Origin of the sequence: Brevibacillus fortis (assembly GCF_003013395.1) — a bacterium.
Classification (GTDB): Bacteria; Bacillota; Bacilli; order Brevibacillales; family Brevibacillaceae; genus Brevibacillus; species Brevibacillus fortis.
In genome coordinates, this window is sequence record NZ_PXZM01000030.1 from 1 (window position 1) to 25571 (window position 25571).

28 protein-coding genes are annotated in these 25571 nt (G+C 48.0%); 22 read left to right on the plus strand and 6 right to left on the minus strand.

The window, feature by feature from the left end; genetic code table 11:
• The first annotated feature begins 147 nt into the window (after positions 1–147).
• Genes C7R93_RS18605 through C7R93_RS18630 form a run of 6 tightly spaced genes read left to right on the plus strand, consistent with a single transcriptional unit; the run spans position 148 to position 3411 of the window.
• Entirely contained in the window at positions 148–342 is a 195-nt protein-coding gene (locus C7R93_RS18605) for a PLD nuclease N-terminal domain-containing protein (RefSeq protein ID WP_007729128.1), read from the plus strand.
• Between the two features lie 32 nt (positions 343–374).
• Positions 375–1292 (plus strand): ABC transporter ATP-binding protein, encoded by a 918-nt coding sequence (locus tag C7R93_RS18610; protein WP_106840220.1) that lies wholly within the window; start codon positions 375–377, stop codon positions 1290–1292.
• Positions 1292–2077 (plus strand): ABC transporter permease, encoded by a 786-nt coding sequence (locus C7R93_RS18615; protein WP_106840221.1) that lies wholly within the window; start codon positions 1292–1294, stop codon positions 2075–2077. Before C7R93_RS18610 ends, C7R93_RS18615 begins: the two co-directional genes overlap by 1 nt.
• A gap of 15 nt (positions 2078–2092) precedes the next feature.
• Positions 2093–2869, plus strand: a complete 777-nt coding sequence (locus C7R93_RS18620) for a CPBP family glutamic-type intramembrane protease (protein WP_106840222.1) — start codon at positions 2093–2095, stop codon at positions 2867–2869.
• Positions 2866–3183 carry a heavy metal-binding domain-containing protein gene (locus C7R93_RS18625; protein ID WP_106840223.1) on the plus strand — a complete coding sequence of 106 codons (318 nt, stop codon included), beginning with the start codon at positions 2866–2868 and terminating at the stop codon, positions 3181–3183. The genes C7R93_RS18620 and C7R93_RS18625 overlap by 4 nt, the downstream gene beginning before the upstream one ends.
• 3 nt (positions 3184–3186) lie before the next feature.
• Positions 3187–3411 carry a hypothetical protein gene (locus C7R93_RS18630; protein WP_106840224.1) on the plus strand — a complete coding sequence of 75 codons (225 nt, stop codon included), beginning with the start codon at positions 3187–3189 and terminating at the stop codon, positions 3409–3411.
• A 135-nt stretch (positions 3412–3546) separates the two neighbouring features.
• On the opposite strand, the gene C7R93_RS18635 is transcribed toward C7R93_RS18630, so the two are convergent.
• Complete coding sequence (locus C7R93_RS18635) at positions 3547–4728, minus strand: NupC/NupG family nucleoside CNT transporter (protein WP_106840225.1); 1182 nt, start codon at positions 4726–4728, stop codon at positions 3547–3549.
• A gap of 207 nt (positions 4729–4935) precedes the next feature.
• Here C7R93_RS18635 and C7R93_RS18640 point away from each other — a divergent pair, with 207 nt between their 5' ends.
• A complete protein-coding gene (locus tag C7R93_RS18640; RefSeq protein ID WP_106840226.1) occupies positions 4936–5472 on the plus strand; it encodes a hypothetical protein in 537 nt (178 codons plus the stop codon).
• A 55-nt stretch (positions 5473–5527) separates the two neighbouring features.
• Here the strand turns inward: C7R93_RS18640 and asnB are convergent, their stop codons facing one another.
• Complete coding sequence (asnB, locus tag C7R93_RS18645; protein WP_106840227.1) at positions 5528–7375, minus strand: asparagine synthase (glutamine-hydrolyzing); 1848 nt, start codon at positions 7373–7375, stop codon at positions 5528–5530.
• A 131-nt stretch (positions 7376–7506) separates the two neighbouring features.
• Between asnB and C7R93_RS18650 the strand changes: the two genes are divergently transcribed.
• The 9 genes from C7R93_RS18650 to C7R93_RS18690 all read left to right on the plus strand — a co-directional run bounded on the left by C7R93_RS18650 (position 7507) and on the right by C7R93_RS18690 (position 17201).
• Entirely contained in the window at positions 7507–9258 is a 1752-nt protein-coding gene (locus tag C7R93_RS18650) for a LytS/YhcK type 5TM receptor domain-containing protein (protein WP_106840228.1), read from the plus strand.
• Complete coding sequence (locus C7R93_RS18655; RefSeq protein WP_106840229.1) at positions 9258–9986, plus strand: LytR/AlgR family response regulator transcription factor; 729 nt, start codon at positions 9258–9260, stop codon at positions 9984–9986. Before C7R93_RS18650 ends, C7R93_RS18655 begins: the two co-directional genes overlap by 1 nt.
• A gap of 150 nt (positions 9987–10136) precedes the next feature.
• Positions 10137–10484 carry a DUF485 domain-containing protein gene (locus tag C7R93_RS18660; RefSeq protein ID WP_106840230.1) on the plus strand — a complete coding sequence of 116 codons (348 nt, stop codon included), beginning with the start codon at positions 10137–10139 and terminating at the stop codon, positions 10482–10484.
• The gene (locus tag C7R93_RS18665) at positions 10484–12010 is read left to right on the plus strand and encodes a solute symporter family protein (protein WP_106840231.1); all 1527 of its coding nucleotides are present in this window, start codon (positions 10484–10486) and stop codon (positions 12008–12010) included. Before C7R93_RS18660 ends, C7R93_RS18665 begins: the two co-directional genes overlap by 1 nt.
• A gap of 88 nt (positions 12011–12098) precedes the next feature.
• Positions 12099–13661 carry a solute symporter family protein gene (locus C7R93_RS18670; protein ID WP_425266739.1) on the plus strand — a complete coding sequence of 521 codons (1563 nt, stop codon included), beginning with the start codon at positions 12099–12101 and terminating at the stop codon, positions 13659–13661.
• A gap of 47 nt (positions 13662–13708) precedes the next feature.
• Positions 13709–14020, plus strand: coding sequence for a hypothetical protein (locus C7R93_RS18675; protein WP_106840233.1), 312 nt, complete (start codon positions 13709–13711; stop codon positions 14018–14020).
• 109 nt (positions 14021–14129) lie between these two features.
• Positions 14130–14987: a patatin-like phospholipase family protein gene (locus tag C7R93_RS18680; RefSeq protein WP_106840234.1), complete on the plus strand. Its 858-nt coding sequence runs from the start codon at positions 14130–14132 to the stop codon at positions 14985–14987.
• A 121-nt stretch (positions 14988–15108) separates the two neighbouring features.
• Positions 15109–16170 carry an HD-GYP domain-containing protein gene (locus C7R93_RS18685; RefSeq protein WP_106840235.1) on the plus strand — a complete coding sequence of 354 codons (1062 nt, stop codon included), beginning with the start codon at positions 15109–15111 and terminating at the stop codon, positions 16168–16170.
• Between the two features lie 164 nt (positions 16171–16334).
• Positions 16335–17201: a universal stress protein gene (locus C7R93_RS18690; protein ID WP_106840236.1), complete on the plus strand. Its 867-nt coding sequence runs from the start codon at positions 16335–16337 to the stop codon at positions 17199–17201.
• 59 nt (positions 17202–17260) lie between these two features.
• Here the strand turns inward: C7R93_RS18690 and C7R93_RS18695 are convergent, their stop codons facing one another.
• Positions 17261–18508 carry an MFS transporter gene (locus tag C7R93_RS18695; RefSeq protein ID WP_106840237.1) on the minus strand — a complete coding sequence of 416 codons (1248 nt, stop codon included), beginning with the start codon at positions 18506–18508 and terminating at the stop codon, positions 17261–17263.
• 62 nt (positions 18509–18570) lie between these two features.
• The gene (locus tag C7R93_RS18700) at positions 18571–19164 is read right to left on the minus strand and encodes a TetR/AcrR family transcriptional regulator (RefSeq protein ID WP_106840238.1); all 594 of its coding nucleotides are present in this window, start codon (positions 19162–19164) and stop codon (positions 18571–18573) included.
• Between the two features lie 150 nt (positions 19165–19314).
• On the opposite strand from C7R93_RS18700, the gene C7R93_RS18705 reads away from it, so the two are divergent.
• Both C7R93_RS18705 and C7R93_RS18710 read left to right on the plus strand, forming a co-directional pair.
• Positions 19315–20157 (plus strand): deoxyribonuclease IV, encoded by an 843-nt coding sequence (locus C7R93_RS18705; protein WP_106840239.1) that lies wholly within the window; start codon positions 19315–19317, stop codon positions 20155–20157.
• Positions 20158–20208: 51 nt separating this feature from the next.
• Entirely contained in the window at positions 20209–20610 is a 402-nt protein-coding gene (locus C7R93_RS18710; RefSeq protein WP_106840240.1) for a hypothetical protein, read from the plus strand.
• A gap of 168 nt (positions 20611–20778) precedes the next feature.
• Here the strand turns inward: C7R93_RS18710 and C7R93_RS30360 are convergent, their stop codons facing one another.
• Both C7R93_RS30360 and C7R93_RS18715 read right to left on the minus strand, forming a co-directional pair.
• The gene (locus C7R93_RS30360) at positions 20779–20955 is read right to left on the minus strand and encodes a hypothetical protein (protein ID WP_167402479.1); all 177 of its coding nucleotides are present in this window, start codon (positions 20953–20955) and stop codon (positions 20779–20781) included.
• On the minus strand, positions 20952–22373 hold the full coding sequence (locus C7R93_RS18715; protein WP_106840241.1) for a sigma-54 interaction domain-containing protein: 1422 nt from the start codon (positions 22371–22373) through the stop codon (positions 20952–20954). The genes C7R93_RS30360 and C7R93_RS18715 overlap by 4 nt, the downstream gene beginning before the upstream one ends.
• A gap of 284 nt (positions 22374–22657) precedes the next feature.
• Here C7R93_RS18715 and C7R93_RS18720 point away from each other — a divergent pair, with 284 nt between their 5' ends.
• Genes C7R93_RS18720 through C7R93_RS18735 form a run of 4 tightly spaced genes read left to right on the plus strand, consistent with a single transcriptional unit; the run spans position 22658 to position 25563 of the window.
• The gene (locus C7R93_RS18720) at positions 22658–23323 is read left to right on the plus strand and encodes a CoA transferase subunit A (RefSeq protein WP_106840242.1); all 666 of its coding nucleotides are present in this window, start codon (positions 22658–22660) and stop codon (positions 23321–23323) included.
• Positions 23323–23985: a 3-oxoacid CoA-transferase subunit B gene (locus tag C7R93_RS18725; protein WP_106840243.1), complete on the plus strand. Its 663-nt coding sequence runs from the start codon at positions 23323–23325 to the stop codon at positions 23983–23985. Before C7R93_RS18720 ends, C7R93_RS18725 begins: the two co-directional genes overlap by 1 nt.
• 44 nt (positions 23986–24029) lie before the next feature.
• On the plus strand, positions 24030–24848 hold the full coding sequence (locus C7R93_RS18730; protein WP_106840244.1) for a transporter substrate-binding domain-containing protein: 819 nt from the start codon (positions 24030–24032) through the stop codon (positions 24846–24848).
• Between the two features lie 49 nt (positions 24849–24897).
• Positions 24898–25563: an amino acid ABC transporter permease gene (locus C7R93_RS18735; protein ID WP_106840245.1), complete on the plus strand. Its 666-nt coding sequence runs from the start codon at positions 24898–24900 to the stop codon at positions 25561–25563.
• Positions 25564–25571: the final 8 nt, after the last annotated feature.

Sequence of the window (25571 nt, forward strand, 5' to 3'; positions counted from 1 at the left end):
CAGAAGCGGACAACTAAAATTACGGGAACAAGCCCAGCTATAAAAAAATAAATGCCCATCCGTCACCTCATTTCATGGTGGCGGGTGGGAAAAGAATCAAAATAATGATAAACTTTAAAATAACTATAAAATTTGGAGGTTTTATCCATGCCATTCGACATTCAGCTTCTTGCACCTATCATTGCTATTCAATTGATACTGGCAGTTATTGCTTTAATTGATTTGGCTCGACGCGAAGCGTACCGAGTTGCAGGTGGGAAAAAATGGCCGTGGGCTCTCGGCATTATCTTTATAAATACCTTAGGTCCGATCGTGTATTTCTTTGTAGGCAGAAAAGACTAGCTCAAGAGAACCGAGGAAAGGGTTGACATTCTTTGCGAGTAATTGAATGTGAAGGCCTCACAAAGGAATATAAAGACCATAAAGCGTTAAAGAACGTTACCTTTTCCGTCGATGGCATCGGTTGTGTCGGTTTTCTTGGGGGGAATGGTGCCGGGAAAACGACAACCATCCGCATCTTAACCGGATTGGCTGCACCGACCGGAGGAAAAGTGAGAGTAGTAGGCTACGACGTAGTGACCGACCGCAATAAAGTCACAAGTGAAGTAGGGTATTGCCCACAAATTCCAGCCTTTTACAACTACATGACAGCGACAGAGTGGATGCATTGGGTGGGTAAACTTTATGGATTGGACAAGCACACAATTGCGCAGCGGACAGATGAACTCTTGGAGTTATGCGGAATCAATGAGGCGAGGAACCGCCCAATAAGCGGTTACAGCGGAGGGATGAAACAGCGTCTGGGGATTGCCCAGGCGCTCATCCACAACCCCAAGCTACTCGTCTTGGACGAGCCAGTTTCCGCGCTCGACCCTATGGGCAGATATGACGTCTTACTGCTAATAGAAAAGTTGAAGCAACATATGACTGTCTTCATGTCGACCCATATTTTGGATGACATCGAAAGAATCGCCGACCATATCGTCATTATCAAGGACGGTACGGTGGTGCTGTCGTCCAGTTTGGAACAGCTGCGAGCAAACCATGTGGAGCCACTGATTGAGTTCAAGCTTGATCAACAGGACATAGATTTAACCGATGTATTGAATGGGCTAACCTGGATTAGGGAATGGAACCTAGACGGCGGTATTTACAAAGTTCTTACCAATGACATGGAAAAAGCCAAGGCACTTCTGCCTCACATTCTTCTGGAAACTGGCGGGACACTGGCGTATTATCACTTGTCCGTATCGACCCTCGAAGATATTTTCCTAAAGGTTGTGAATAACTGATGACTTCCCACCCAATGATCAGAAAAGAATTTAATGAATTGGTCAAAACCTACAAGATTCTCATTATCCCGATTGTGTTTATTGCTTTAATGATTACACAGCCGATTACGATGAAAATGCTCCCAGATATTTTGGCCAATTCCACTGGACTGCCGGAAGGGGCAGTCATCAAAATTCCAACCCCGTCTGCTCCGGAAGTACTCTCGACGGCGATTAGCAAATTTAGCTCACTCGGCACGTTTGTGCTAATCCTTATCGTCATGGGATCAATTGCAGGAGAGAAAGCCTCTGGGGTAGCATCCATGGTATTCGTTAAGCCCATCAGTCGAGCCAAATACTATCTCGCCAAAGCCATTACCTACTACACTTTGACAATGGCAAGCATGTTGATCGGGATGGCGATAACCGCCTACTATACTGAGATCCTTTTCGGAAAACTAGATTGGACCCATGTATGGATAGGTACGTTGATGTACATACCGAATCTATTTCTTGTCGTCACAACAACTCTTTGCGCCTCTAGCTTTTTTAGCAATGCTGTTGGTGCTGGTGGGGCCTCGCTGGTATTCAATATCCTGATCTTCACAGTTCCACAATTTCTCGGTAAATTTTTGGATATGGTATCTCCAGGTGGATTGTCAAATGCGGCGATGATGATGATTCAAGAAAACTCAACTCTGGCTCAAGCGGTCATCACAGGTTTACCGGGCCTCGCAGGTGTCTTTACACTCAACATCGTGTTTTTCTTTATGGGCTGGTACTTTTTAGAACGATCAGAAATCTAAAGAGGAGGCGTAGAAATGGAACATTTTTGGCTGATCTGGTTGGTTAGTGTACTGTGCGCTCTATGCGCTATACCGATCCAATCCAACACGATTCGCCAACATGTACAGCTGCAAGCCGCCTTCGCTCCTAATAACAAAGTCCCGCCTATTTCCGTCTTGGTTGCGATTATGATCATTCAGAGTTGTGTATTTCTGGCTCTGGCGACTGCTATAGGCTTATGGCTCATGCCTTCCACAGGTCTTCGACTCTGGATTCTCGATCACTGGGTGTCCGGAGCGGAGCTGCCTTTTTCCATCTGGTCGTTTTGGGCCGTATCTATTGGTTCAGGTATCGCGGTAGGCCTCTTGGTAAAATGGATGGACCGTTATTTCTTTCAACGACACATGACCACAATAATGGGTAAAGAACCGATTTCATCACGGTTCTTCGGCTTTCTCTCGTCTTTTTACGGAGGGGTTTGCGAAGAAGTGCTCATGCGTCTAGGGGTTATGACTGTTGTCGTATTTTTGGAACAGAAGATTGGATTGATGGGAATTTCCTATTGGCTGGGCATTTGTGTCGCCGCCATTGTTTTCGCTGTATCCCATCTCCCAACCAATTACATGACGTACGGAAAAGGCAACGTGGTCACTGTATGGACGTTGTTGCTAAACGGCATCTTGGGTATCTTGTTTGGCTTCCTATATTGGCGATACGGTTTAGAAGCTGCGATCATTAGTCATTTTAGCGCTGACATTGTGCTACATGTGATCTTGAAAAATAAAACAGTAGAAAGTAGGCGAAGTAAATGATAGTCGTAACAACAGAAAATATTCCAGGATATCGTGTCGTTGAAGTAAAAGGAACAACATTCGGCTTAATCGTTCGAGCACGCGGAATTGGGGGAGACATCATGGCAGGTCTTCGTTCAGTAGTTGGCGGAGAAATCAAGGAATACACGGTGCTCCTGGAGGACGCGCGCAAACAGGCGCTTGACCGCATGATTAAAAACGCAACTGCCATGGGAGCTAACGCTGTGGTAATGTGTCGTTACGACTCTGGAAATATAGGAAATATGGGTGAAGTTGTCGCATACGGTACAGCAGTAGTCGTTGAAAAGGTGTAATGAATGATTTATGTTCTTTATTACATCTTGTTTCAGATCTTGCTTTTCATCACCTTGCTAATCATTTCTAAATTCAAGGACAAGCGACTGCACGAAGACCACGGAGAAATCGTCCCGCCCGGATTTGAGTCGACAAATGAAGTGACAATCGATCCGGTAACTCAGGAAAAGCGTCGTGTATACTTCAATCCGAAGACCGGGGATCGCTATTACAAAGTTGAAAAATAAGCGATGAGGAGGATTGTCCAACTCGTGGGGCAGAACAGCAGCCGCATACAGAGGACGAGCTGATCTTAGCCATACCCTTTGCATACAAAAAAAGTGTCCCTACTGCACATGGCAGAGGGACACTTTTCATTTTACTTACAGGACAAAGCTGACAACGACACCAGACAAAAGACTAACCAGCGTGGCACCGAACAACAGCTTCAACCCAAAGCGAGCGACCACATTGGATTGTTTCTCATTCAGCCCTTTCACCGCACCAGCGATAATGCCGATGGAGGAGAAATTCGCGAACGAAACGAGGAAGACAGAGAGAATTCCTACTGTACGTGGGCTCAGTTCGGATACGACCTTGCCCAGCTCGATCATGGCCACGAATTCGTTTGTAACGAGCTTCGTCGCCATGATACTACCAGCCGTCATCGCTTCCGCAAAAGGAATGCCCATCAGGATGGCAAAAGGAGCGAAGACGAAGCCGAGTATTTCTTGGAACGTCCAGCCGAAAATCATGCCGAACAAGCTATTCACAGCTGCGATTAAGGCAACAAAACCGAGCAGCATTGCGCCTACGACTACCGCTACCTTGAAGCCGTCCATGATGTACTCGACGAGCATTTCGAAAAAGGATTGCTTCTCATTGCTTTGAATCTCAAGCAAATCGTCTTCTTCCTCCACCGTATAAGGGTTGATGATAGAAGCGATAATGAAGCCACCAAACAGATTCAGGAACAGTGCAGTGACGACGTATTTCGGCTCAATCATTGTCATGTACGCACCGACAATCGACATCGAAACAGTCGACATGGCTGACGCGCACAACGTATACAGACGGTGCTCCGGCAAGGAACCAAGCTGTTTTTTCACAGTGATGAAGACTTCATTTTGACCGACAATAGCGGAAGCGACAGCGTTGTAAGACTCCAGTCTACCCATGCCGTTAATTTTGCTCAGAACAAAGCCAATTGCCTTCATGATAATCGGCAAAATCTTGAAGTGTCGCAAAATACCGATCAGGACGGAAATAAAAACGATTGGGAGCAATACACTAAGGAAAAAGGACATTTGTCCGTCGTTTACCAGATTGCCAAATACGAAATTGATTCCTTCCGCAGCAAAGGCGAGAAGCTTTTCAAACGATTTGGAAATGGCTGAAACGAATATAAACCCAAACTTGGTATGCAGAAGAAGAAAGGCAAGCAAAAATTGCAGAGCAATCATGACGATGATCGGCTTGTATTTAACCTTTTTACGTCCATTGCTTCCTAACAATGCTAACCCGATCACGATGAGTAAGCCAGCGATGGGAATGATGAAATTCATTACAACCTCCAAGAAATTAAATATTGCTAAACTTAAAAGGCAAAAAAACGCACTTCCCGACAAGAGAAGTGAAAGCGGTTTATATTCTATCATCTCGATAATATGATTGCAATTTATATGTATGTTCAGAATTGTTATCCATTACGTTTGGAACGCTGAAATCGGGCGTACTAGCATAAGCCCACCACCATACGGTTTATGGAGGAGGTGAAATCCTTGGATGAGTTGCAGAGGCTCAAGCAGTTTATTACTTCAGCAGAGCATGTCTGGACTCAGATCGCGAATTCGCCGAGAGGAAAGCCTGTTTATACCGTAAACGGTGTGGATTACACGCCATTGCCCGAAAAATACAACACCAAACGAAAAATCTCCCGTATTTTCCGCCGCTATTGGGGGAAGCAACTGACGGAAGTGATGATTCGGAATCTCCATTTGCGGATGCTGAAAGGAAAGCTCTGTGTTCCTTATCGTGACATCCCACTTTTTCCTGCAACGGTGCTGTCGTTGCAGATAAAAGTGAATCTGCCGGATCATCGGACCGTGGCTGCGATACTGAGCGGGGGAGGGAATAAAACACGTGTGGACTACCGTATGATCCGAGTCGGCGCAACCAAAACGTTCACGATTATGAAACGCTCAGGCGAGCAGTTTGATCTGAGATATCAACCTCATGCTACCATTCCCCTCAACCCAAAGTCACAACCCGCACCTAGACCCAAGCAACGGGGAAAATCCAAAAAGTAACGAAAAGCTCCTCTAATCCCCTGTAATCAAAAGGGGCGAGGAGCTTTTGTTTTCGTTAGGCACGGATAGAAACACGGTACTCCCGCAGCCAATAATCCAGCTGGCCGAGATAGGCAAACAACTGGGGTGTACTCATGAGCTGACCGAAAAACGGGATGCTCGAAGCCTGTGCATCTGACTCGGCAATTTTTCGAATGGTTGGTACGTCTACCAGTTGAAGCAGCGGAGAGGAAGAGTCGTCTATAATATCCAGCAGCCAAGAGCGAACGGCTTTTGTATAGGCTGGATTGTGTGTTTTCGGGTACGGGCTTTTCTTGCGATACAGGACCTCGTCCGGCAAGATTCCTTCCATAGCTTTTCGCAAAATTCCTTTTTCTCGATTCCCATGCGTTTTCATATCCCATGGGATGTTCCAGACGTATTCCACGATGCGGTGGTCACAGAACGGGACGCGCGCTTCCAGACTGGCCGCCATACTCATTCGGTCTTTGCGATCCAACAGTGTGTTCATGAACCACGTCATATTCAAATAAAACATTTCCCGTCGGCGAGCTTCAATCGGATCTTCGCCTGGAAGATGTGGGACTTCATCGAGAGATTCTTCATATCGCATGGCGACGTATTCCTCGGGTTTGACCCAATCACGAAGATCAGGTGATAGCCAGGAGGCACGTTCTTTCGTCGCTCTCGACCAAGGGAACGTTCCGGCATTCAACAGGTCTTCACGATGAAACCACGGATACCCGCCAAATACTTCATCTGCGCATTCTCCAGAGAGGACCACGGTCGTCTCTTTTTTTATTTCGCGGCAAAACAGGTAAAGGGATGCATCCACATCAGCCATCCCCGGCAGGTCGCGGGCGAGTGTTGCTATTTTCAGGGATTCAATTAAATCGTCTGTATCGAATTCGATCGTGTGATGCTGGGTTCCGAGAAACTTTGTAACGAGCTGAACATAAGGTTCATCCTCATTCGGTTGAAAAGCACTCGCCTTGAAATGCTTTCTGTTGTCGACATAATCGATGGAGTAGCTGTGCAGGGTTCCACGGCCTGTTTTTTGAAAATGATCTGCCGCGACGGCTGTTATTATGCTCGAGTCTAACCCGCCTGACAAGAGCGTCGAAACGGGTACATCCGCAACCAATTGGCGTTCAATGGAATCCGTGACTAACTCCCTGACACGCTCAGCAGTTGTCTTTAGGTCATCCGTATGTGGACGGCTTTCGAGCTGCCAGTAGCGTATTTGCTTGACGCTATCACGCGTCACCAACATATAGGAGCCAGGTCGCACCTCGTGTACGTTGTGAAAAACACCATGACCAGGTGTGCGAGCGGGACTGATTCCGAAAACCTCCGCCAAGCCTTCACGAGAGAGCTCTGGTTTGACTTCAGGGTGAGCGAGCAAGGCTTTTAGCTCGGAGGCGAGCAGAAATGAACGGCCTCTTTGCGCATAAAATAATGGCTTAACCCCCATACGGTCACGGCCGACAAACAATCTTTGTTCGCGTTCGTCCCAGATCGCAAAAGCAAAGATACCGTTCAGCTTTGACAGACAATCTGGGCCCCACTCCAAATACGTGTGCAAAAGCACCTCCGTATCCGAGTGAGATTGAAAGGTATGTCCGCAAGCAAGCAGTTCTGCTCGCAAATCCTCGGTATTATACAATTCACCATTGTAAATCATGGTGCAGGCATGTTCGTTTTTGAGAGCCGACATAGGCTGCTGTCCGCCAGCAGGGTCTACGACCACAAGGCGACGATGACCGAGTGCCGCACGCGGAGTCAGCCAAAAGCCTTCTGCATCAGGGCCTCGATCCTTGAGGCATTGGGTCATTTTTTGCAGCACATCACGTTCACCAGATAAGTCCTTTTCCCAATCAATCCAGCCTACAATTCCACACATTGTATGATCACCCTTCTCCTGAAGCATTGCACACACAGCGTATGCAATCAGCCTAGCGAGGTTGTCTGTCCAGCAGGGAATTGAGAGTAATATGCGGAATTTATAGAAGATTTAAACTAAGGGAGGCTGCGGTGGACAATCTCACGTTATTGCTCATCGAAAGGATGGGCATTCTTTTGACGCTGGCATTTATTTTGACAAGGACACCGTTGTTTCGCCAGCTTTTAGATCGCGAATTGCACGTAGGGACGTCATTCGCATTTTCCGTCATGTTCGGGTTGTTTGGGATTGCAGGTACATATGCAGGAGTGGTCGTGCAAGGGGAGAGCTATCTCCCTGCTTTTTGGATTTTTCGTTTGTCGTATGACGAAATAATCGCCAATTCTACTTTGGTAGGGGTCGTTATTGGAGGTTTGCTCGGAGGGCCTCTCGTTGGCCTGGGGGCAGGTGTCATTGCTGGTCTTCATGTCTTCCAATTGGGGGGATTCGCCGCAGCATCGATGGGCTTGTCGGTCCCGATCACGGGATTGTTGGCGGGATACGTAGCGCGTTTTTTCTCGCAGGAGCGGGTTATTTCTCCGTCCAAAGCCATGTTTATCGGCATGTTCGCGCCCATTATTCAGATGTCACTTTTATTGATCCTGTCAGCTCCGCCCGAGTTGGCGCGAACCATGGTCAACGTGATCGGGATTCCGATGGTACTGACGAACAGTGTTTCGATTGCGATCTTTACGACGATGATACGGGTTGCCTTGCAAGAGGCAGAACGTTCGGCTGCCATTGAGGCGGAGCGTTCCTTTACGATAGCGGAAAGAATATTGCCACACCTAAAAAGGGGGCTCACACCGCAGACGGCTCAGTCAGCAGCCCTCGTCTTACAAAAAGAAACGAAGGCAGCAGCCGTTGCAGTAACAGATCGAGAACGGCTTCTTGCGCATGTAGGAGTGGGGGCAGATCATCATCATCCGGGAGAAGCGCTCAGTAGTGAGCTCGATAAGCGGGCCCTGTATGGCGGTGGAATCGACAAGGGATTGACGCGAGAGAGCGTAGGCTGCAAGCGAAAAAATTGTAACCTGCATGCAGCGATTCTCGTGCCGATTAAAGAGGGGGACAGCGTCGTCGGTCTGATCAAACTCTATTATCGGAGGCCGCAACAAATAGGAAAAGTCCAGGAAGCCCTAGCGAAAGGGCTTGGCAACCTGATCTCCAATCAATTGACACTATCTCTCACGGAGCAAATGAAAGGTTTAATGAAGGACGCTGAGTTGCGGATGTTGCAGGCGCAGATTCATCCTCACTTTTTGTTCAACACGCTAAATTCAATTGTGACCTTGATACGAATCGATCCGCAGTTAGCCCGACATATGACCATTCAGCTTGGCGTGTTCATGCGATTCAACCTAAAACTCACGGCGAGTCCGCTTGTCACCGTGAGACAGGAGTTGGATCACCTGCATGCTTATTTGGAAATTATCAAAATCAGATTTTCCGAGCAATTCGCCGTTCGCACGATCATTGATGCGGGGGTAGAGGAAGTCCTTATTCCTCCTGGTACGTTGCAGCCGTTATTTGAGAATTGCATTCAGCATGGTGTTCGCGACATCACGAACGGCGGTGAGATCATCCTCCATGTGAAACGGCAGGATGTGCACGTTGCTTTTCAAATCGAAGATAATGGCGAAGGCTTTCCTGACAACTTGCTGCCAGTTCTGGGAAAGGTGCCATTGGAGAGTAAGGAGGGTAACGGAATTGGCATCCATAATGTCAACCAACGTCTGATCAGCTTGTGCGGACAGGATGCCCAACTTCATTTTGCCAATAAACGAGAAGGTGGCAGTACGATTACCTTTACCATTCCGATTACAAAAGAGGTGAGTGCCTGATGCCAATACGCGTCATGATTGCAGAAGACGAGCGACTAGCACGCGAAGAGCTGAGCTATTTACTGCTACAAGAAGGAGACGTAGAACTGCTGCCGTATGCCACCAACGGGCGAGAGCTGTTGGAAATGGTCGATGTGCACGAACCGGATGTCGTCTTCCTGGATATGAAAATGCCTGAGCTGGAAGGGGCGCAGGCAGCAAGAATGCTCGCATCACGCAAGCAGCATCCCCTCATCGTTTTTTGTACCGCGTATGAGGAATTTGCCATCGATGCGTTTAAGCTGTACGCCGTCGATTATTTGCTGAAGCCTACGGAGCCCAAGCGGCTGGTAGAAACGATGCAACGGATACGAGAGCGTCTGGTCAAGCCCAAAGTAGAGCCTGTCCAGACAAAACGAACCAAGCTGTTGGTAGAAGACAATAGCAGATTAGTGGTGATTGATCCAGCGACCATTGTCTATGCGGTACGAGAAGAGCGATATGTGCAAATCGTCACCCAAACGGCTACCTACTCGACGCGGATGACCCTGACACAACTGGCGGAAAAGCTTTTTGCATACGACTTTTTCCGTACCCATAAAAGCTATCTGGTTAATCTTCAATACGTAAGCGAGCTCGAACCTTGGTTCAACGGTGCCTACAATTTGATTTTGAAGGGAGACGGAAGACCGCACATTCCCGTATCTCGGACCTCCGCTAAGGATTTACTCAAACGTCTTGAGGAGTAAGCTTGGTGATCAATCGTTTGCAGATCGTGGTGAAAAATCTGCCACTGACACACTCTCCCCGACATCTTACGCAGAAAAATACACGGATAGAAAAGGATTCTCTACAATGTAGGAAGCGCTTACATTTCTGTTGATGAGGGGGAGGTTCCCATGGGCAAATCCGCTTCGGCAAAAAAAGCCGAGGATCAGAAGAAGAATACTGTTGATTATGCAGCAGTGATTCAGTCAGCCACTTTCAAAGAGCTCTTGAGAAGAAAAAAAGCGTTTATTTTGCCATCTTCTATTTTTTTCTTCGTATTTTACTTTACCCTTCCGATTTTAACCTCCTACTTCACCGTACTGAATCAACCAGCGTTTGGAGCCATTTCGTGGGCGTGGGTATTCGCCTTTGCTCAGTTCGTCATGACGTGGGGTCTCTGTATCCTGTACACCAAGCGGGCAGAACAGTTTGATCAACTTGTTGAGAAAATCAAACAAGAGGCAGGTGGAAGGAGCTAATGAACGTAACTGCATTTTTACTCTTTCTCGGCATTGTATTGTTAACACTTGTCATTACCTTCTACGCTTCCAAAAAGACGAACACGACCAGTGAGTTTTATACCGCTGGAGGAGGCTTGACGGGTTGGCAAAACGGCCTCGCGATTGCGGGAGATTACATGTCGGCTGCTTCCTTCCTTGGAATTGCTGGGATGATAGCGCTGAGTGGGTTTGATGGCTTCTTCTACAGTATCGGCTTTCTTGTCGCGTATCTCGTTGTGCTTTACTTGGTAGCAGAACCTTTGCGTAATTTAGGAAAATACACGATGGCTGATATGATAGCCGCACGTTTTGACAATAAAAAAGTTCGTGGTGTCGCCGCTCTCAATTCGATTGCCATCTCGATTTTTTACATGATCGCGCAATTGGTCGGAGCAGGGGCCTTGATCAAGCTGCTTTTGGGTCTGGATTATACGACTTCTGTCTTGATCGTAGGCGCATTGATGACGATCTACGTCGTTTTCGGCGGAATGACGGCAACCTCGTGGGTGCAGATTGTGAAAGCGGTCTTGCTGATGGTCGGTACATTCATCATCTCGATGATGGTTTTTGCCAAATTCGATTTTAATCTCTTGAAAATGTTCGAGCAAATGAAGACGGTGACACCATTGGGAGAGCAGTTCCTCAATCCTGGCAACAAGTTTAAAGTGGGGCTCGATACCATTTCGCTGAATCTCGCGCTTGTCCTCGGAACTGCTGGATTGCCGCATATTTTGATTCGCTTCTTCACCGTCAAAGATGCAACGACTGCTCGCAAATCGGTTGTGTACGCGACGTGGATCATTGGTGCCTTCTATGTCATGACGATCTTTCTCGGCTTCGGGGCGGCAGCGTTTGTAGGAGCGGGGAAAATGGACCCTGCGGGCAACATGGGAGCTCCACTATTAGCGCAAGCACTAGGTGGTAACTTCCTGTTCGCCTTTGTATCTGCGGTTGCCTTCGCTACCATTCTCGCGGTAGTGGCTGGGCTGGTGCTGACTGCTGCTTCTGCTTTCGCGCACGACTTTTACGGACACGTATTACGACAAGGAAAAGCAACAGAAAAAGAGCAAATGAAAATGGCTAAATGGGCGTCTGTCGGTGTCTCGATTGTCTCCATCTTGCTCGCCTTGTTTGCGCAAAATCTGAACGTAGCCTTCCTTGTTGCGCTGGCTTTTGCAGTAGCGGCGAGTGCAAATCTTCCTGTGATTTTGTTCACGATCTTCTGGAAAAGGTTCAATACGGCAGGAGCAATCAGCGGGATGCTCGTCGGTTTGTTCAGCTCTCTCATTCTAGTTGCGTTGAGTCCGAACGTTTGGAATCCTGTAGCTGGAAAAGCCATTTTGGTCGGCGAAGCGCTGTTTCCGTTGCCGAATCCGGGCATTGTCTCGATCCCGTTAGGTTTTTTGGCAGCATGGATCGGAACCATGTTGTCCAGCTCCCGTGACGATAAGAAGTACGATGAAATTTTGGTGAAAGCGAATACAGGAATGAAAGATTCAGCGTAGAAACAGTAAACGTAGGAAGCTCATGCCACGAAGAGAAGGCTAGGGTTAACCCCTGGTCTTTTTTCATTTTTACAAGATGGGAGAAGTATTGTCCATGACGACGATCATCTTTTTCCTTGCTGTCATTATCGGAACGATGGCCATCACTTATTCGGCTGCCAAACAGACAGGAACGACGAAAGACTTCTATGCAGCAGGAAATCGCTTGAATGGATTACAAAATGGCATTGCCATTGCAGGCGATTACATGAGTGCTGCCTCGTTTTTGGGGATTGCGGGAACCATTGCAATGTACGGCTTTGACGGGTTCGTGTATGCGATAGGATTTTTTGTCTCTTATCTGATTATTTTGTTTTTAGTTGCGGAGCCGTTGCATAATTTGGGGCGCTATACGTTGGCAGACGCGATTGCCGTCCGATTTGACAGCCTTTGGCTACGTGGCGTTGTAGCCTGTACGACACTATTAATTACGATTTTTTACATGCTGGCGCAATTAGTTGGGGCAGGTGCCCTCATTCATTATTTATTGGGAGTCCGTTACGATACGGCTGTCCTGATTGTCGGGAGCCTGATGACATTTTACGTCGTGTTCGGCGGGATGGTGGCGACCTCCTGGGTTCAGATTATTAAAGCGATATTGCTCCTAACAGGGACGTTGATCCTCAGTCTGATCGTTTTTGCCCGTTTTGATTGGAGCTTATCCGAAATGTTTTCACATGTGAGTACGATTACACCTCTTCAGGAACAGTTCTTACAGCCGGGAAATCAACTTCATGATCCGCTGGAAACGATCTCACTGCATTTGGCTTTGATTCTCGGTACCGCCGGGCTCCCACATATTATCTCCCGGTTATTCACAGTCAAGGACGCCAAGACGACTCGAAATTCGATATACACCGCTACCTGGGTCATCGGCGCCTTTTATTTGATGACGATCTTCCTCGGATTTGGGGCGAGCACGTTTGTAGGCTACGAGGCGTTGAAGAATGTGGGATTCGGGGGTAATCTGACGGTCACGCTCTTGGCAGATGCTCTCGGCGGAGAGTTTTTGATGGCGTATATTGCTGCTGTGGCCTTTGCGACGATATTGGCAGTAGTGACAGGACTCGTGCTCTCCGCCTCTTCTGCGTTCGCGCATGATGTTTACAGTCATCTGATCAGACGAGGGTTGGCTTCGGAAAAAGAACAGGTCACCATGGCAAAGCTTTCGTCAGTAGCGGTGGGCGTGATCTCCATTTGGCTGGCTATCGGTGCAGAAAAAATGAACGTGGCGATTCTCGTTGCGCTGACGTTTGCGGTAGCAGCCTCATCCAATTTGCCACTTCTGTTGTTTACGTTGTATTGGAAGCGGTTTACCGTACGCGGAGCGATTTGTGGAGTCCTGACAGGTTTAACTGCATCAGTGGTACTGGTCATTTTGGGGCCGACTGTTATGAGTCCACTGACCGGACTTATTCGTGCGGAGCCACTATTTCCACTGACGAATCCTGGATTGGTCTCCATACCACTCGGCTTTTTAGGGGCTGTGCTCGGAACACTGCTGGATCGACCTGATCCTGATGCCGAGATGAAGTATCAACGCGTACTGTTTCAGGCGTTGACGGGAATTCGAGTTCCACCTGGCAAGAAAACGGAACAAGAATCTGCATAAAGCCCCTTCACCTGCCCCACTCTAAGAGGAGAAGGAGGAGGGGGCAATTGGGTACGACCAAAGAGACTGACGCTTTATCACATGACCAGCCGGATGTCTATGAGCGTGCAAGGCTGGCACTGGATGATCTGATTGGAGAGCTATGTGAGGCACTGGAAGAGGAAGATACCGAATCCTATAAGCGAAAAGGCTATGAGATGATCGGGAGCTACTTTCGAGAGCCGACCAATACCGGGGAATTAATGTTGATCTATGCAGCGGTACTTGCCGATATCCTCTATAAGCTGGAGTTGACGCAGCAAGGGGAGAATGTGGCCATGGTTCGCGATCAGTACAGTATGATGAAAAAAGACGATTGAGTGGCGGCCCTTTTGAGGGTCGTTTTTTGATTGGCACGATCGAGCCCTGCATGTTTCATTAGGCAACCATTCATACTACGAGTAAACGACATCAAAATGGGTGATAGGAATGGAAAAGGTCGGGCTCGTTTTGCAGGGAGGGGGTAGCCGTGGAATTTATACCGCTGGCGTTTTAGATTACTTCATGGAGCAGGAGCTATACATTCCGTATGTGATTGCCGTGTCAGCAGGTGCGTGTAATGGGGCGGCATACTTGGCGAGGCAGCGCGGATTGGGCAAGATTTATCATACGAAATACATCCGGGACCCCCGATACTTTCACTGTAAAAATTTGATCACGAAGCGCTCGCTGTTTGGCATGGATTTTATTTTCAATGAGATGCCTTACAAGCTGGAACCGTTCGCCATTGATCGGTTTCGTGAAGCGAAGGAACAGTTTCTCGTCGTCACAACGGATTGCGTGACAGGGGAAGCCGTTTACTTTACGAAAGACGACTGTGCGGATATTTTCCAAGTGATTCGGGCTTCATGCAGTCTTCCGTTTTTATCCCCCAAGGTTACGATTAATGGGCGCAAGCTATGGGACGGGGGCATCGTGCATCCGATACCCTTCCTAAAGTCCATGCTTGATGGCAATCAAAAACATATTATTGTGCTTACGTCTTCTTGTCCGACAGGGGACTGGATGCGCAAGCTTTCGTGTGTCGAGCGTCTTTTTTCGAGAAGTACGCGCTTGTGCCAAGCATTCATTCGTCATTTTCGTATCTATTACGAGGCTATCGAGCAGGTCAAAGAGATGCAGAAGGATGGGAGGGCGTTTGTCATCGCACCTTCAGATGGTATCTTTATACGAGGTTTTGAACGTCAAGAGGAAAAGCTGGAGCATTATTACAGACAAGGCTACTACGATGCACGTACCCAATTTTCTGGGCTTAGTGCTTGGCTTGGTCTCGGCAGGAACGAGTGAAAAATGGAGAGGCATCTGGTACCACGGATGTTTTTTCGGCAAAATCACACGAAACAGGTTTTTCCCATGCGAAGATAGGGAAGAAGCATCAGGGGAGGATGGAATCAGGAGGAAAGACCCCATGAAATATGTGAATGTAGAACTAGTTGAGCCAGGGGACGTTTTGGCTCGAAGTATTTATACAAGCGAGGGCTTGACGCTCTTGCATGCAGGTGTTCAGCTGACTGTCGGAATGATTAATAAATTGCGTCGGTTTGGCGTCACGATGCTAAGCATCAAGGACCCGTTACTCGATGAAGTGAAAGAGCAGGAGGTCGTCACGGAGACCACTCGGAAGGACGCGATCCGCAATCTGTCACAAGCGATTTCGTGTGTGCAGTCTGGTAAAAATTTTGATGTTCGCGGCATTCAAAAATCAGTGGGAAGTATCATCGACGAAACCTTGAGAAATCGCCGCGTGCTCTTGAATCTGGGAGAAATTCGCACGACCGATAACGCGATGTACATTCATTCCTTGAATGTGTGTATGATGGCGACAGTAATGGGAGTAGGACTAGGCTATAACACCGCTCAATTAAAAGAGCTCGCCATCGGAGCGCTCTTGCATGACGTTGGAAAGCTGTCTGTCGATAAGGAAGCTCCTGCCTACAAAAAGAACAGCAAAACCAATCATCATACGTGGCTAGGCTTTGATCTGTTGCGAAAAAAACATGAGATGAGTATTGTTTCCGCACACATCCCTTTGCAGCATCATGAATGGGTGGATGGAAGTGGGCAGCCAAGAGGCCTGACTGGCGATGAGATTCATGATTTCGCCAAGATTGTTGCGATTTGTAACTACTACGATAATCTCATTTCTCCTTTTTCAGCGGAAGAAGAGCCGTTGCCGGCGTATGAGGCTTGCGAAAAAGTCATGGGACTTGCGGAGAAACGCTTTGATCATAAAATGGTGATTCACTTTTTACGCTCGATTGCCATGTACCCGACAGGAACCTCGCTGAAGCTATCGACAGGAGAAATCGGTGTGATCATTGACCAAAATAGAGGCTTGCCTTCGCGCCCGGTAGTTCGGGTCATTCGAAGAGACCAGCAGACGAATCGTCGGATGGTGGATGATCATGAGATCACGGACATTGATTTGAGTGAAAAGCCTACTATTTTTATTACAGCTGTCATGGAGTAGGGCATTGGAAGAATAGGACTCCCTATCAGGGAATATCCCTACCAAGATCAGGGAAAACCCCTACATACACTTAAGTACCCACAGGACTACAATGGACTCAAGGCAGATGGATACATACAGTTACACCACATTTGCCAGATGAAAAAGAGGAAGGACGTGTCATTATGTCCCGTATTCTAGTCCCTGTCGATTTCTCAGCGCAGTCCATTCAGGCGGTCCGGTTCGCGCTGGCCTACGCCAAAAATAAGCATGAAATCACTTTGCTCCATGCCATCTCGCCGTTCCCTTCACGAAATGTTGTCAGAAGGTTGGGACGAGATGTCGTAGAAGATTATCAATTGGATGAAGCAAGAGATGATCTGAAAAAATTCCTGGCGATCGTAGAAGAAGCTGGTATCACGTATGAACTGGAGATTGAGTTCGGAGAGCCGCATGAAGTCATTGCGAAGCATGCTGCGAATGACTATGCTGCTATCGTGATGGGAACACATGGTTACGGTCGTATAACTGGCTTCCTGTTGCAGAGCGTCAGCTATCCGACACTCCACGATGTCAAAGTTCCGGTCTTCCTCATTGCGGAGGAGACAGATGAGAGCCGCTTCCCTTGGAATAAAGTACTCATTGCAGTAGATGGCTCCGATCATTCGATGGAAGCTGCGAAAAAAGCCATCGAGATGGGCCAGCACCTTCCCGATGTATCTTTTACGCTTCTCTCCGTTGTCATCCCGCCAGTCACGTACGCAGGTGTGTATGGCGTAGGCTGGGATAACATGAATACACTCGAAGGCTGGGGACGTGAAACGTTAAAACCATGCGAAGAGTTGCTTGAAGCTGCATCGCTGCCTTATGAAAGCAAGGTCGTAGTAGGAGATCCAGCTACTGTGATCCGCCAGACGGCTGAAGAAATCGACGCAGGACTGGTAGTACTCGGTCATCATGGCCAAGGTGCAGTGGCAGGTACGCTGCTTGGCAGTGTCACATTTAAAACAATTCATCGTACGAAAACACCACTCCTCATTGTGAAAACATAGCATGTTGCTAGAAAAGCTGTCCGCTTCGTGGGCAGCTTTTTTTGCTTGGGCGCATTCCCTTACGATAGAGTTTGCGCTTGTTTTTGCTCGAGAAGATGGTTAGCTCCATCTTGTGTAACTTCTGCCGAATCCCACTTGATTCGTGTACATCCCCATGCAGTGAGCAGTAGGATTACGGATGCGATCAGAAAAACCGTGATCAGCGAAGTCATCTGCATGAGCGGACCTGCAACAAAGGAACCGACCATCATGAGTCCGACCATGAGCGGTGAAATCGTTCCATTCACCCGTCCGATATACGCTTCATCCACGAGCTTGATCATGAACATACCGATCACAATCTGTAAAAATGCCATCCCAATTCCGGTGAAAAAGCGCATCGCTGCGGTTACGTATACCCACACAGAGAGAACTTCTACGGCGACTGAGAGAGCGAAGAATATCAATCCACCTGTTATGACCCAGCGACCATTCAGGCGATCCAGATAAATGGAAGCCAAAATGCCGCCCAACAACATACCTAATCCGTCTAACGCGTTAAACCATTGAATGGATTCCTTGGAAAGTAAAAGACGATCCGTGACGACAAATACCTCCAACGAATTGATAAGACCCGAGGATAACCCCAGACACGCAAAGGTAACGGCAAGCCCGCGCAAGGCTGGTCGCTTTTTTACATAGGCAAAACCTGCTTTAATCTCAGAAAGGAGAGTTCCGTCTTCCTCTGTTGCACTAGCAGTTGAGGTAGGGAGTGTTAAGAGGATCAGTGCCGAGACGAAGAAGAGGCAGGCCATCGTTAACAGGGAAGGGTAGATGCCCCACTGTTCAAAGAAAAAGGTACCAACAATCGGGCCAACCAGCAGAAAAATCGAACCCGTACTTTGTGAAATAGACACGGCTGCTGCAACGTGTTCATCAGGAATATGGCGCTTCATCATCTTGGCAGAAGAAGGCTGAGAGAACTGCGACACGACAGCCGAGATAAATGTCGCGAAGAAGATAGCGATCCACATCCCTTGCCAGAGCAAATAGACGATAACCAAAACAGAGAGGGCGCTTAACAGGTTCCCGGCTATCATCGTTCGCTTCGGATTCCAGCGATCAGCCAATGCCCCGCCGATAATCGAAAAAACCAAGATCGGCGCAAGCTCGATGGCGGTCAAAAGCGATACGGCGGTCGGATTGTTGCCGCTCGTCTCCATCACATAGTAGAGTAAGGCCATGTTACGAATCCATATACCGATATTTTCGAATGTATCCGAAATAAAAACGGTGAGAAAAACTTTGTTTCCCCAAAGACCTTTCATAGGTTATATCACTCCTGAAAAATTATACCGAACGTCCGGTCTAATTAAAGATGAAAAAAATGCTACTTGGCAACAATGCCATGCAGCAAAACGTCAATGCTCCTCTTCAGCAGAGCATGAAGACGCTCGTCTTCCATTTGATAACCTACGTTAATGATTCCATTCATGAGCCCTTCCAGTATCATCGCCATTTCTTCGGGATCGCACGGAGCGAACTCGCCTCGGTCGATTCCTTCTTGGAAGAGTGAAGTATAGAGGGTATACGTGGAGCCGAGCATTTCCAGCACTTGTTCCAAAATGACTGGATCGGCGAGCTGGCTACCGGAGAACTCTTCGCCTGCTTTTTTTAGAGGGTGGGACAAAAAATCCTCCAAGAAAAAAGCAGCTAAGCCGTATAGTTTATCGATGGATGTCTCGAATTCTTTTTCTTTTTCCTGCCACAGATCTATCCATTCGTTGTACTGCTTTTCCAGCAAATACAGGAACAACTGCTCCTTGTTTTTGAAGTGGTAATAGAGGCTGCCTTTACTCGCTCCAGTTGCTTGGCATATGTCCTCAATGGAAGTGGCTGAGTAGCCTTTCTGAGAAAATAACTCGGTTGCTTTCTCTACAATATGTTGTTTGGTTTTCTCCCCATCGAGACGACGCTTTGACATTTTACGATGACTCCTTTTTCTAGACTGAACGTTCGGTTTAGTTTTAGTTTATTCGATTTGACAGGGAAGTGCAAGTGCTCTTGCTTCATTCGATTAGAAGAAGGGACAGAGGGAAAAATGGTAGGAAAGTGAGTGAGGGGAGGGATTGCTTTGCAAATCGGCTGTCATGTCAGTATTCGTCATGGGTACGAGGAGGCGGCGAGATCAGCCTACAAAGAAGGAGCTATGTCATATCAATTCTTCCCGAAAAATCCGCGAAGCTTGGGTGTCAAGCAATTCGATGCCCGTGACGCAGAGCGTTGTCGCGCTTTTTGTCAGGAAAAAGGCATGCTCTCGATCGCTCATACACCCTACCCAGTGAACCTTTGCGTCGAGGAGCAGGAGTTATTTGCAGTCACAGTGGGCTCCGTACGAAATGACCTTGAAATTGCCGAAGCTTGTGGAGCGTTGGGCGTGGTCGTTCATTTTGGACAGTATAAAGGCTCAGATGTACTTACCGGCTATAAAATCATGATCCAGATGGTCAATCAAATACTGGATGGCTGGAATGGAAATGCCCAGCTGTTAATCGAAAACAATGCCGGACAAGGCAACCGAATGGGCACGACACTCGAAGAGCTTACGCAGGTTCGACAATTGTTTGCCGAGCCACAGAAGGTAGGCTTTTGCCTGGATACGTGTCATGCATTTGCCAGCGGATTGTGGAGTGGGAATGATTGGGGGGAAGTAGCCGATCGGATGCGAGAGCTTGATTATTTTACGAGCTTGCGGGCCGTTCATCTGAACGATTCCGTCTATACGAGTGGCTCCTTTCGAGACCGACATGCCTCCATCGGAAAAGGGATGATCGGTGATGCAGCCATTGCTGCTTTTTTGCAAACACCCGAATTGCAAGGACTTCCCATCGTTTTGGAAACGGCGAGAGGCTCAGAAGGGGGACATGGCGAAGAAATCAAGCATGTTCGTCTGCTCAGAGACAATTGGCAGGGCTGACCATGTTGTGGTAGAGTGTGAAAGGATGTGTTCAACACGGGAGGGGTACCTATGAAAAAGCGTATTAAGGTGACGATTGCGGATTTTGCTCCGCTTGCAGAAAACTTGAATAACCGAGAGGAGCTCGCTCTGTACGAAGCGGCGAACGGAAATACATACGATGCTGAAATCGAGCATGATGGATATGCGATTGTAGATGTGACTGACGAGGATTACATCGAACTAGCTCCGGGAGAGTATCAGCTGATGATCGAGGAGTGGACAAACGCCGGACAAATGGGCGAGTGGACACTGCAAACCATGTCTGACCCGGCGGATGACAAGGCTTTGCTGTATCGCACAGTGGACAAGGCTGGAACCGAAATACAAGCACCACAATCATTGCCGAAGCAAGTCGTCGAGCTGGTTGCAAATACGTGGTTTGGCAAAAAAGCGAAGAAGATTGAAGAGTAATCGAAGAAAGGAAGGAGCGCTGCGAGATAGCGCTCCTTTTTTATATACCAATCTAAAAAGATAAGGATGTTCTTCCTACGTTTTTTAAAAGGATCGATGACAAACAAAGCTGGTGAGAAGAAAAAGCGCAGGGCTCGCAGACCTTGACAACGCCTACCCAGTCGGAACTTAAAAAAGGGGACCACGCTTGTCGAACACTTCTTCCTTGAGAAACATCCGCCCATAGGGTGGCTTTGGCTCGACGGTCCCCTTTTTTAAGTGGAGACGGACAGTCAATCCCCCTTGCGGGCGTGTCAGAGTCGAAGAGAACTGCGCTTTTTCTTCTCCTCCACTATGTTGACTCACTCGTCCTCAGACTCCAATTGAATCTCATACTTTTTAATCCGGCGCATGAGAAGCGACTGGGTAATGCCTAGAGCGGCTGCTGTTTTGCGGGTCGTTTTGTGTGTCCGCAATGCTTGCAGAATAAATTCCATTTCTATTTTCTCCATCCGCTCTGTAAGCGAAAGCGAACCGAGTGTGAGAATACCGTCCTCGAGCTCACGAATACTCCGCAGCTCTTCTGGCAAATCACTGACTTGGATTTCATCCAGCTTCGACGTGATGACGATCCGCTCTACCAAATTTTCCAGCTCCCGTACATTTCCAGGCCATTCGTATTGGTGCAAAACATCCAGAGCTTCCGGGGAAAAACGCCGTTTTTGGTTATGCTTGCTATTGAATCGCTGTAAATTGTGGTGGAGTAACGGGAAAATATCGTCCTTTCTCTCCCGTAATGGCGGAACGTTGATTGGCAAAATATTAAGGCGATAGTACAGGTCGTGTCTGAATTTTCCCAACCGCACGAGCTCCTGAAGGTTGGCATTGGTTGCCGTTATAATGCGGATGTCAGCTGTGTATGTTTTGGTGCCGCCGATCGGCATAAACGTTTTGTTTTGCAGGAGCAGCAATAATTTCGATTGCAAGTGGTAGGGAAGCTCGCTGATTTCGTCCAAGAAAAGCGTCCCTTTGTCCGCCATTTTCACTAATCCACTTTTCCCCGAGTGACTCGCCCCCGTAAACGCCCCTTTGTGGTAGCCGAACAGCTCCGACTCGATCAAGGTTTCGGGAATGGCGCTACAGTTGACATGGACGAACGGCCCGCTGCTTCGCTCGCTCAACTGATGGATTTGCTCCGCCAGATAGCTTTTTCCTACGCCTGTTTCACCTGTAATAAACACGGTCGTGTCGACAGGGGCTGCTTTTTTCATCAGTTCCAACAGGGCGAGATAGGAACGGCTGTTGCCTATCAAGGTTTGGGAGGAGCTCTGGCTCGCTTCCCACTTCATAAGCTGAATCTCTTCGCTGTACCGCTTTAGCAAAGCAACTGTCTCTTCCAGCTGCGAACTGGCACGGGCAGCCTCAGTGATATCCCGTGAGTGGGAAACGATCAGCTCCGGTCTCCCATCCTCATCGGGGATGATATGTCCGGTCACCAGGAACTTCCCTTTATTATTGACGAGTTGAATGGTTGTGGTCGGTTTTCCCGTTTCCAAAACCAAGCGGGTGACAGAAGGGCTGAAAATCCCCATTTCTTCGAGATCAGATACGTTTTGCCCGATGAGTTCGGCTTTTGGTAGGCCACACAGGTTTTCACTAGCATTGTTTAACCATAAAGTAGTTCCCTGCGCATCAGCAATGAATATGCCATCAGCCAGTGTGTTCAGGATGTCAATAAAACGATCAACAGAAGACAGTGCTAGTATCTCCGCAGCTTTTTCCATGTTGATTAGCTCCCTGTATTTTTCAACTGATTGTACAAGATCAAATCGATCGTTGTATAGTGAATCGAAATTAAAAATAGGTGAGTCGAAATAGATTCATGAAAAAAGTTAGACTTTTCCTACTTTTTGATTCAAAAGTGAATCTACTTCGACTCAGCAAGAGGAAATTGCTTTTTACTTGATCCCGTATTCTTGCTGTTTTGAAGCTTGGCACAAGAGTTGCTATTACGATAGAGGAACGTAAGAAAATTTACCCAAGAATAAATGATAAGGAACGGCATGCGATGTTATCAAAACTGGTGACGCACGAACAAGCAGTGGAGCATGTTCTGGATGGCACCCGGCTGATGTATGGTGGATTCGGCACGATTGGCTCTCCGGCAAACTTGATTGATGCGATCTTGCACAAAGGCGTGCAAAGCTTGACACTCATCGGAATTGATGCCGGGTATCCGAAAGTCGGAATCGGTAAGCTGATCAGTCATGGACGGGTGAGGCAGTTGATTACTACACATATTGGCTCCAATCCTGAGGCAGGTCAACAGATGATGGAAGGGAAGCTGGAAGTGACATTCTGTCCACAAGGAATTTTCGCAGAAAAGATTCGTGCAGGAGGTGTTGGTATTCCGGGAATCGTTGTGGATGCGCATGTGAGTGGAGAGCGAATGGAAGGAGCAGAGCCGTTTGCCTTTGACGGAAGAACTTGCCGTATTGAAGCCGCCCTTTCAGCGGAAGTAGGGATCGTCTATGCGAAACAGGCGGACACCTACGGGAATCTCATTTATGACAAGGCCGCAAGAAACCTGAATCCGCTCGTAGCGATGGCTGCGGATATCACGATCGCTGAGGTGGAAGAGATCGTTCCCGCAGGAGAGCTGGACCCGGATAAAATCGTGACGCCAGGCATTTTTGTGGATTATATCGTGGTTCGCGGCGGAGGGAACAGCTGATGGGGCTGGAAATGGATCAGCGAAATATGGTCGCGTGGCGAGCAGCCAAAGAGGTCGCTCCCGGAATGGCAGTGAACTTGGGGATCGGGATACCTGAGCTTGTCGCTGATTTTATCCCGCATGAATGGCAAGTGATGTTTCACTCGGTGAATGGAATCTTGGGAGTCGGACCTACACCGTTAAAGGGAGAAGAGGACCAGCATATTTCCAATGCAGGAGGAGCACCTGTTACCGTTGTACCGGGGGCATCGTATTTCGATAGCACTATAGCGTATGGCATGATCCGAAGAAAAAAGCTGGATGCAGCGTTTATCGGGGCTTTGCAGGTGAATCGCCGCGGAGATCTGGCAAACTGGATTGTTCCTGGCTCACGGGTTCATGGAATTGGCGGAGGAGCGGAGCTGGCCTATTACGCAAAGAAAGTGATTGTGCTCATGAGCCATGTGAATCAGGCAGGAGAGCCCAAAATTCGCAGGGAGTGCACATTGCCGCTGACGGCGAAGGGCTGCGTCGATCTCATTATCACCGAGAGGGCCGTTATTGAGGTTACGCAAAGAGGCTTGCTTTTGACAGAGGTAATGTACCCGTACACCTTGGAAAACGTCATCACACATACCGGAGCACCTCTGATGATTTCAGAAAATTTACAAATGGTAGAGTAATGAAAAATGTAAGCGCGAACATATAGAATTGGGGGATGGAACATATGAAAAAAACATGGAAAACGATCGCAGGAGTCGTATTCTCTTTGTCACTACTTGTAAGCGGATGTAGCCAAGGCGCTTCCACAAACAGTACGGGAGGACAAGCAGGTGGGGCGTCTGCTGGAAATGCATCGTCCATGACAAAAGAGGCAGGCGTATTTGTATATGCGGCTTCAGGGGAATATCAGCCATTTAGCTACTTCAAGGATGCTCAATTGACCGGATTTGATGTGGAGATCGGCAATGAGATCGCCAAGCGCTTGGGACTTGAGCCAAAGCCAGTCACATCGCCTTTTTCTGGCATTATCGCAGGGGTAAAGGAAGGGCGTTACGATGCGGCGATTGCCAGCCATGTAATTACAGAAGAACGGAAACAGCAGGTTGATTTCGCAGATCCATACTACTTGTCCGGTGGTCAACTGTTCGTGCGACCGGATGGGACCATAAGCACGCTGGAAGGATTGAAAGGCAAGGAAGTGGCAGTTGCACTTGGCACTACACATGAAAAGATGGCAAGGGAGTATACGGATAACATCAAAACGTATGACAGCGATGTAACGGCTCTGCGTGCCTTGGAGCAAGGAAAACATGATGTCGTGATTACAGATAGTGTCGTAGGGGAAATTGCCATTGCGCAAGGCTTGAAGCTCAAGAAAAGCGGGACGCCACTCTCGGTAGTCCAGCATGGAATCGCGGTGCGCAAAGGAAATACGGAATTGCTGAACAAGATCAACGAAGTGCTCAAGCAAATGGTGGAAGATGGTACCTACCTCAAATTGAGCGAAAAGTACTTTAATCGCGACATCAGCAAAGCAGAATAGTGAGTTGGTATGACAGGTATATTCCATTACGAGCGAGGGGTGGCATCAAGTGCCCAGTATTGCCCATCTGACAGAAGAATTTCTCCGTACACTGCCGTTTTTTTGGAAGCCGTTGCTGCTGACGTTTCAGCTGACGATCGCTTCTGTTATCGTAGGCTCGATCATCGGGTTGTTTGTCGCTTTGTTAAAGGTATCCAAGCTTCCAGTTGCACGGTTCGTAGCCAACGCGTACATCATGATCATTCGCGGTACGCCACTGATCGTACAAATTTTCGTCTTGTATTTTGGCTTTTACAAAATCATTGACCTCGGTCAATTTTGGTCGGCAGCGCTCGCTCTGGCGATTCACAGCGGAGCCTATATCGCAGAGATTTTCCGGGGCGCTATTCAGTCGATTGATAAAGGACAAATGGAGGCAGGTCTGTCTTTGGGCATGTCCGCTCGTCAGACCATGCGTCGGATCATTTTACCGCAAGCGATGAAAAGATCGATCCCGCCGCTTGGCAACCAGTTTATTTTGTCTTTGAAGGAATCATCTCTGGCCGCTTTCATTGCCATGGATGAGCTGTTCTCACTGGCCCGCCGCTTGTCTGCGGAAACGTTTGATGAAATGACGTACTTTTTGATTGTGGCGCTCTATTACTTGATCATTGTCATGGTGTTTACGTATGTGGTCTACATCATGGAGAAGCGTCTGGCCAAAGGAGAGGCGTAAAGCGGAGG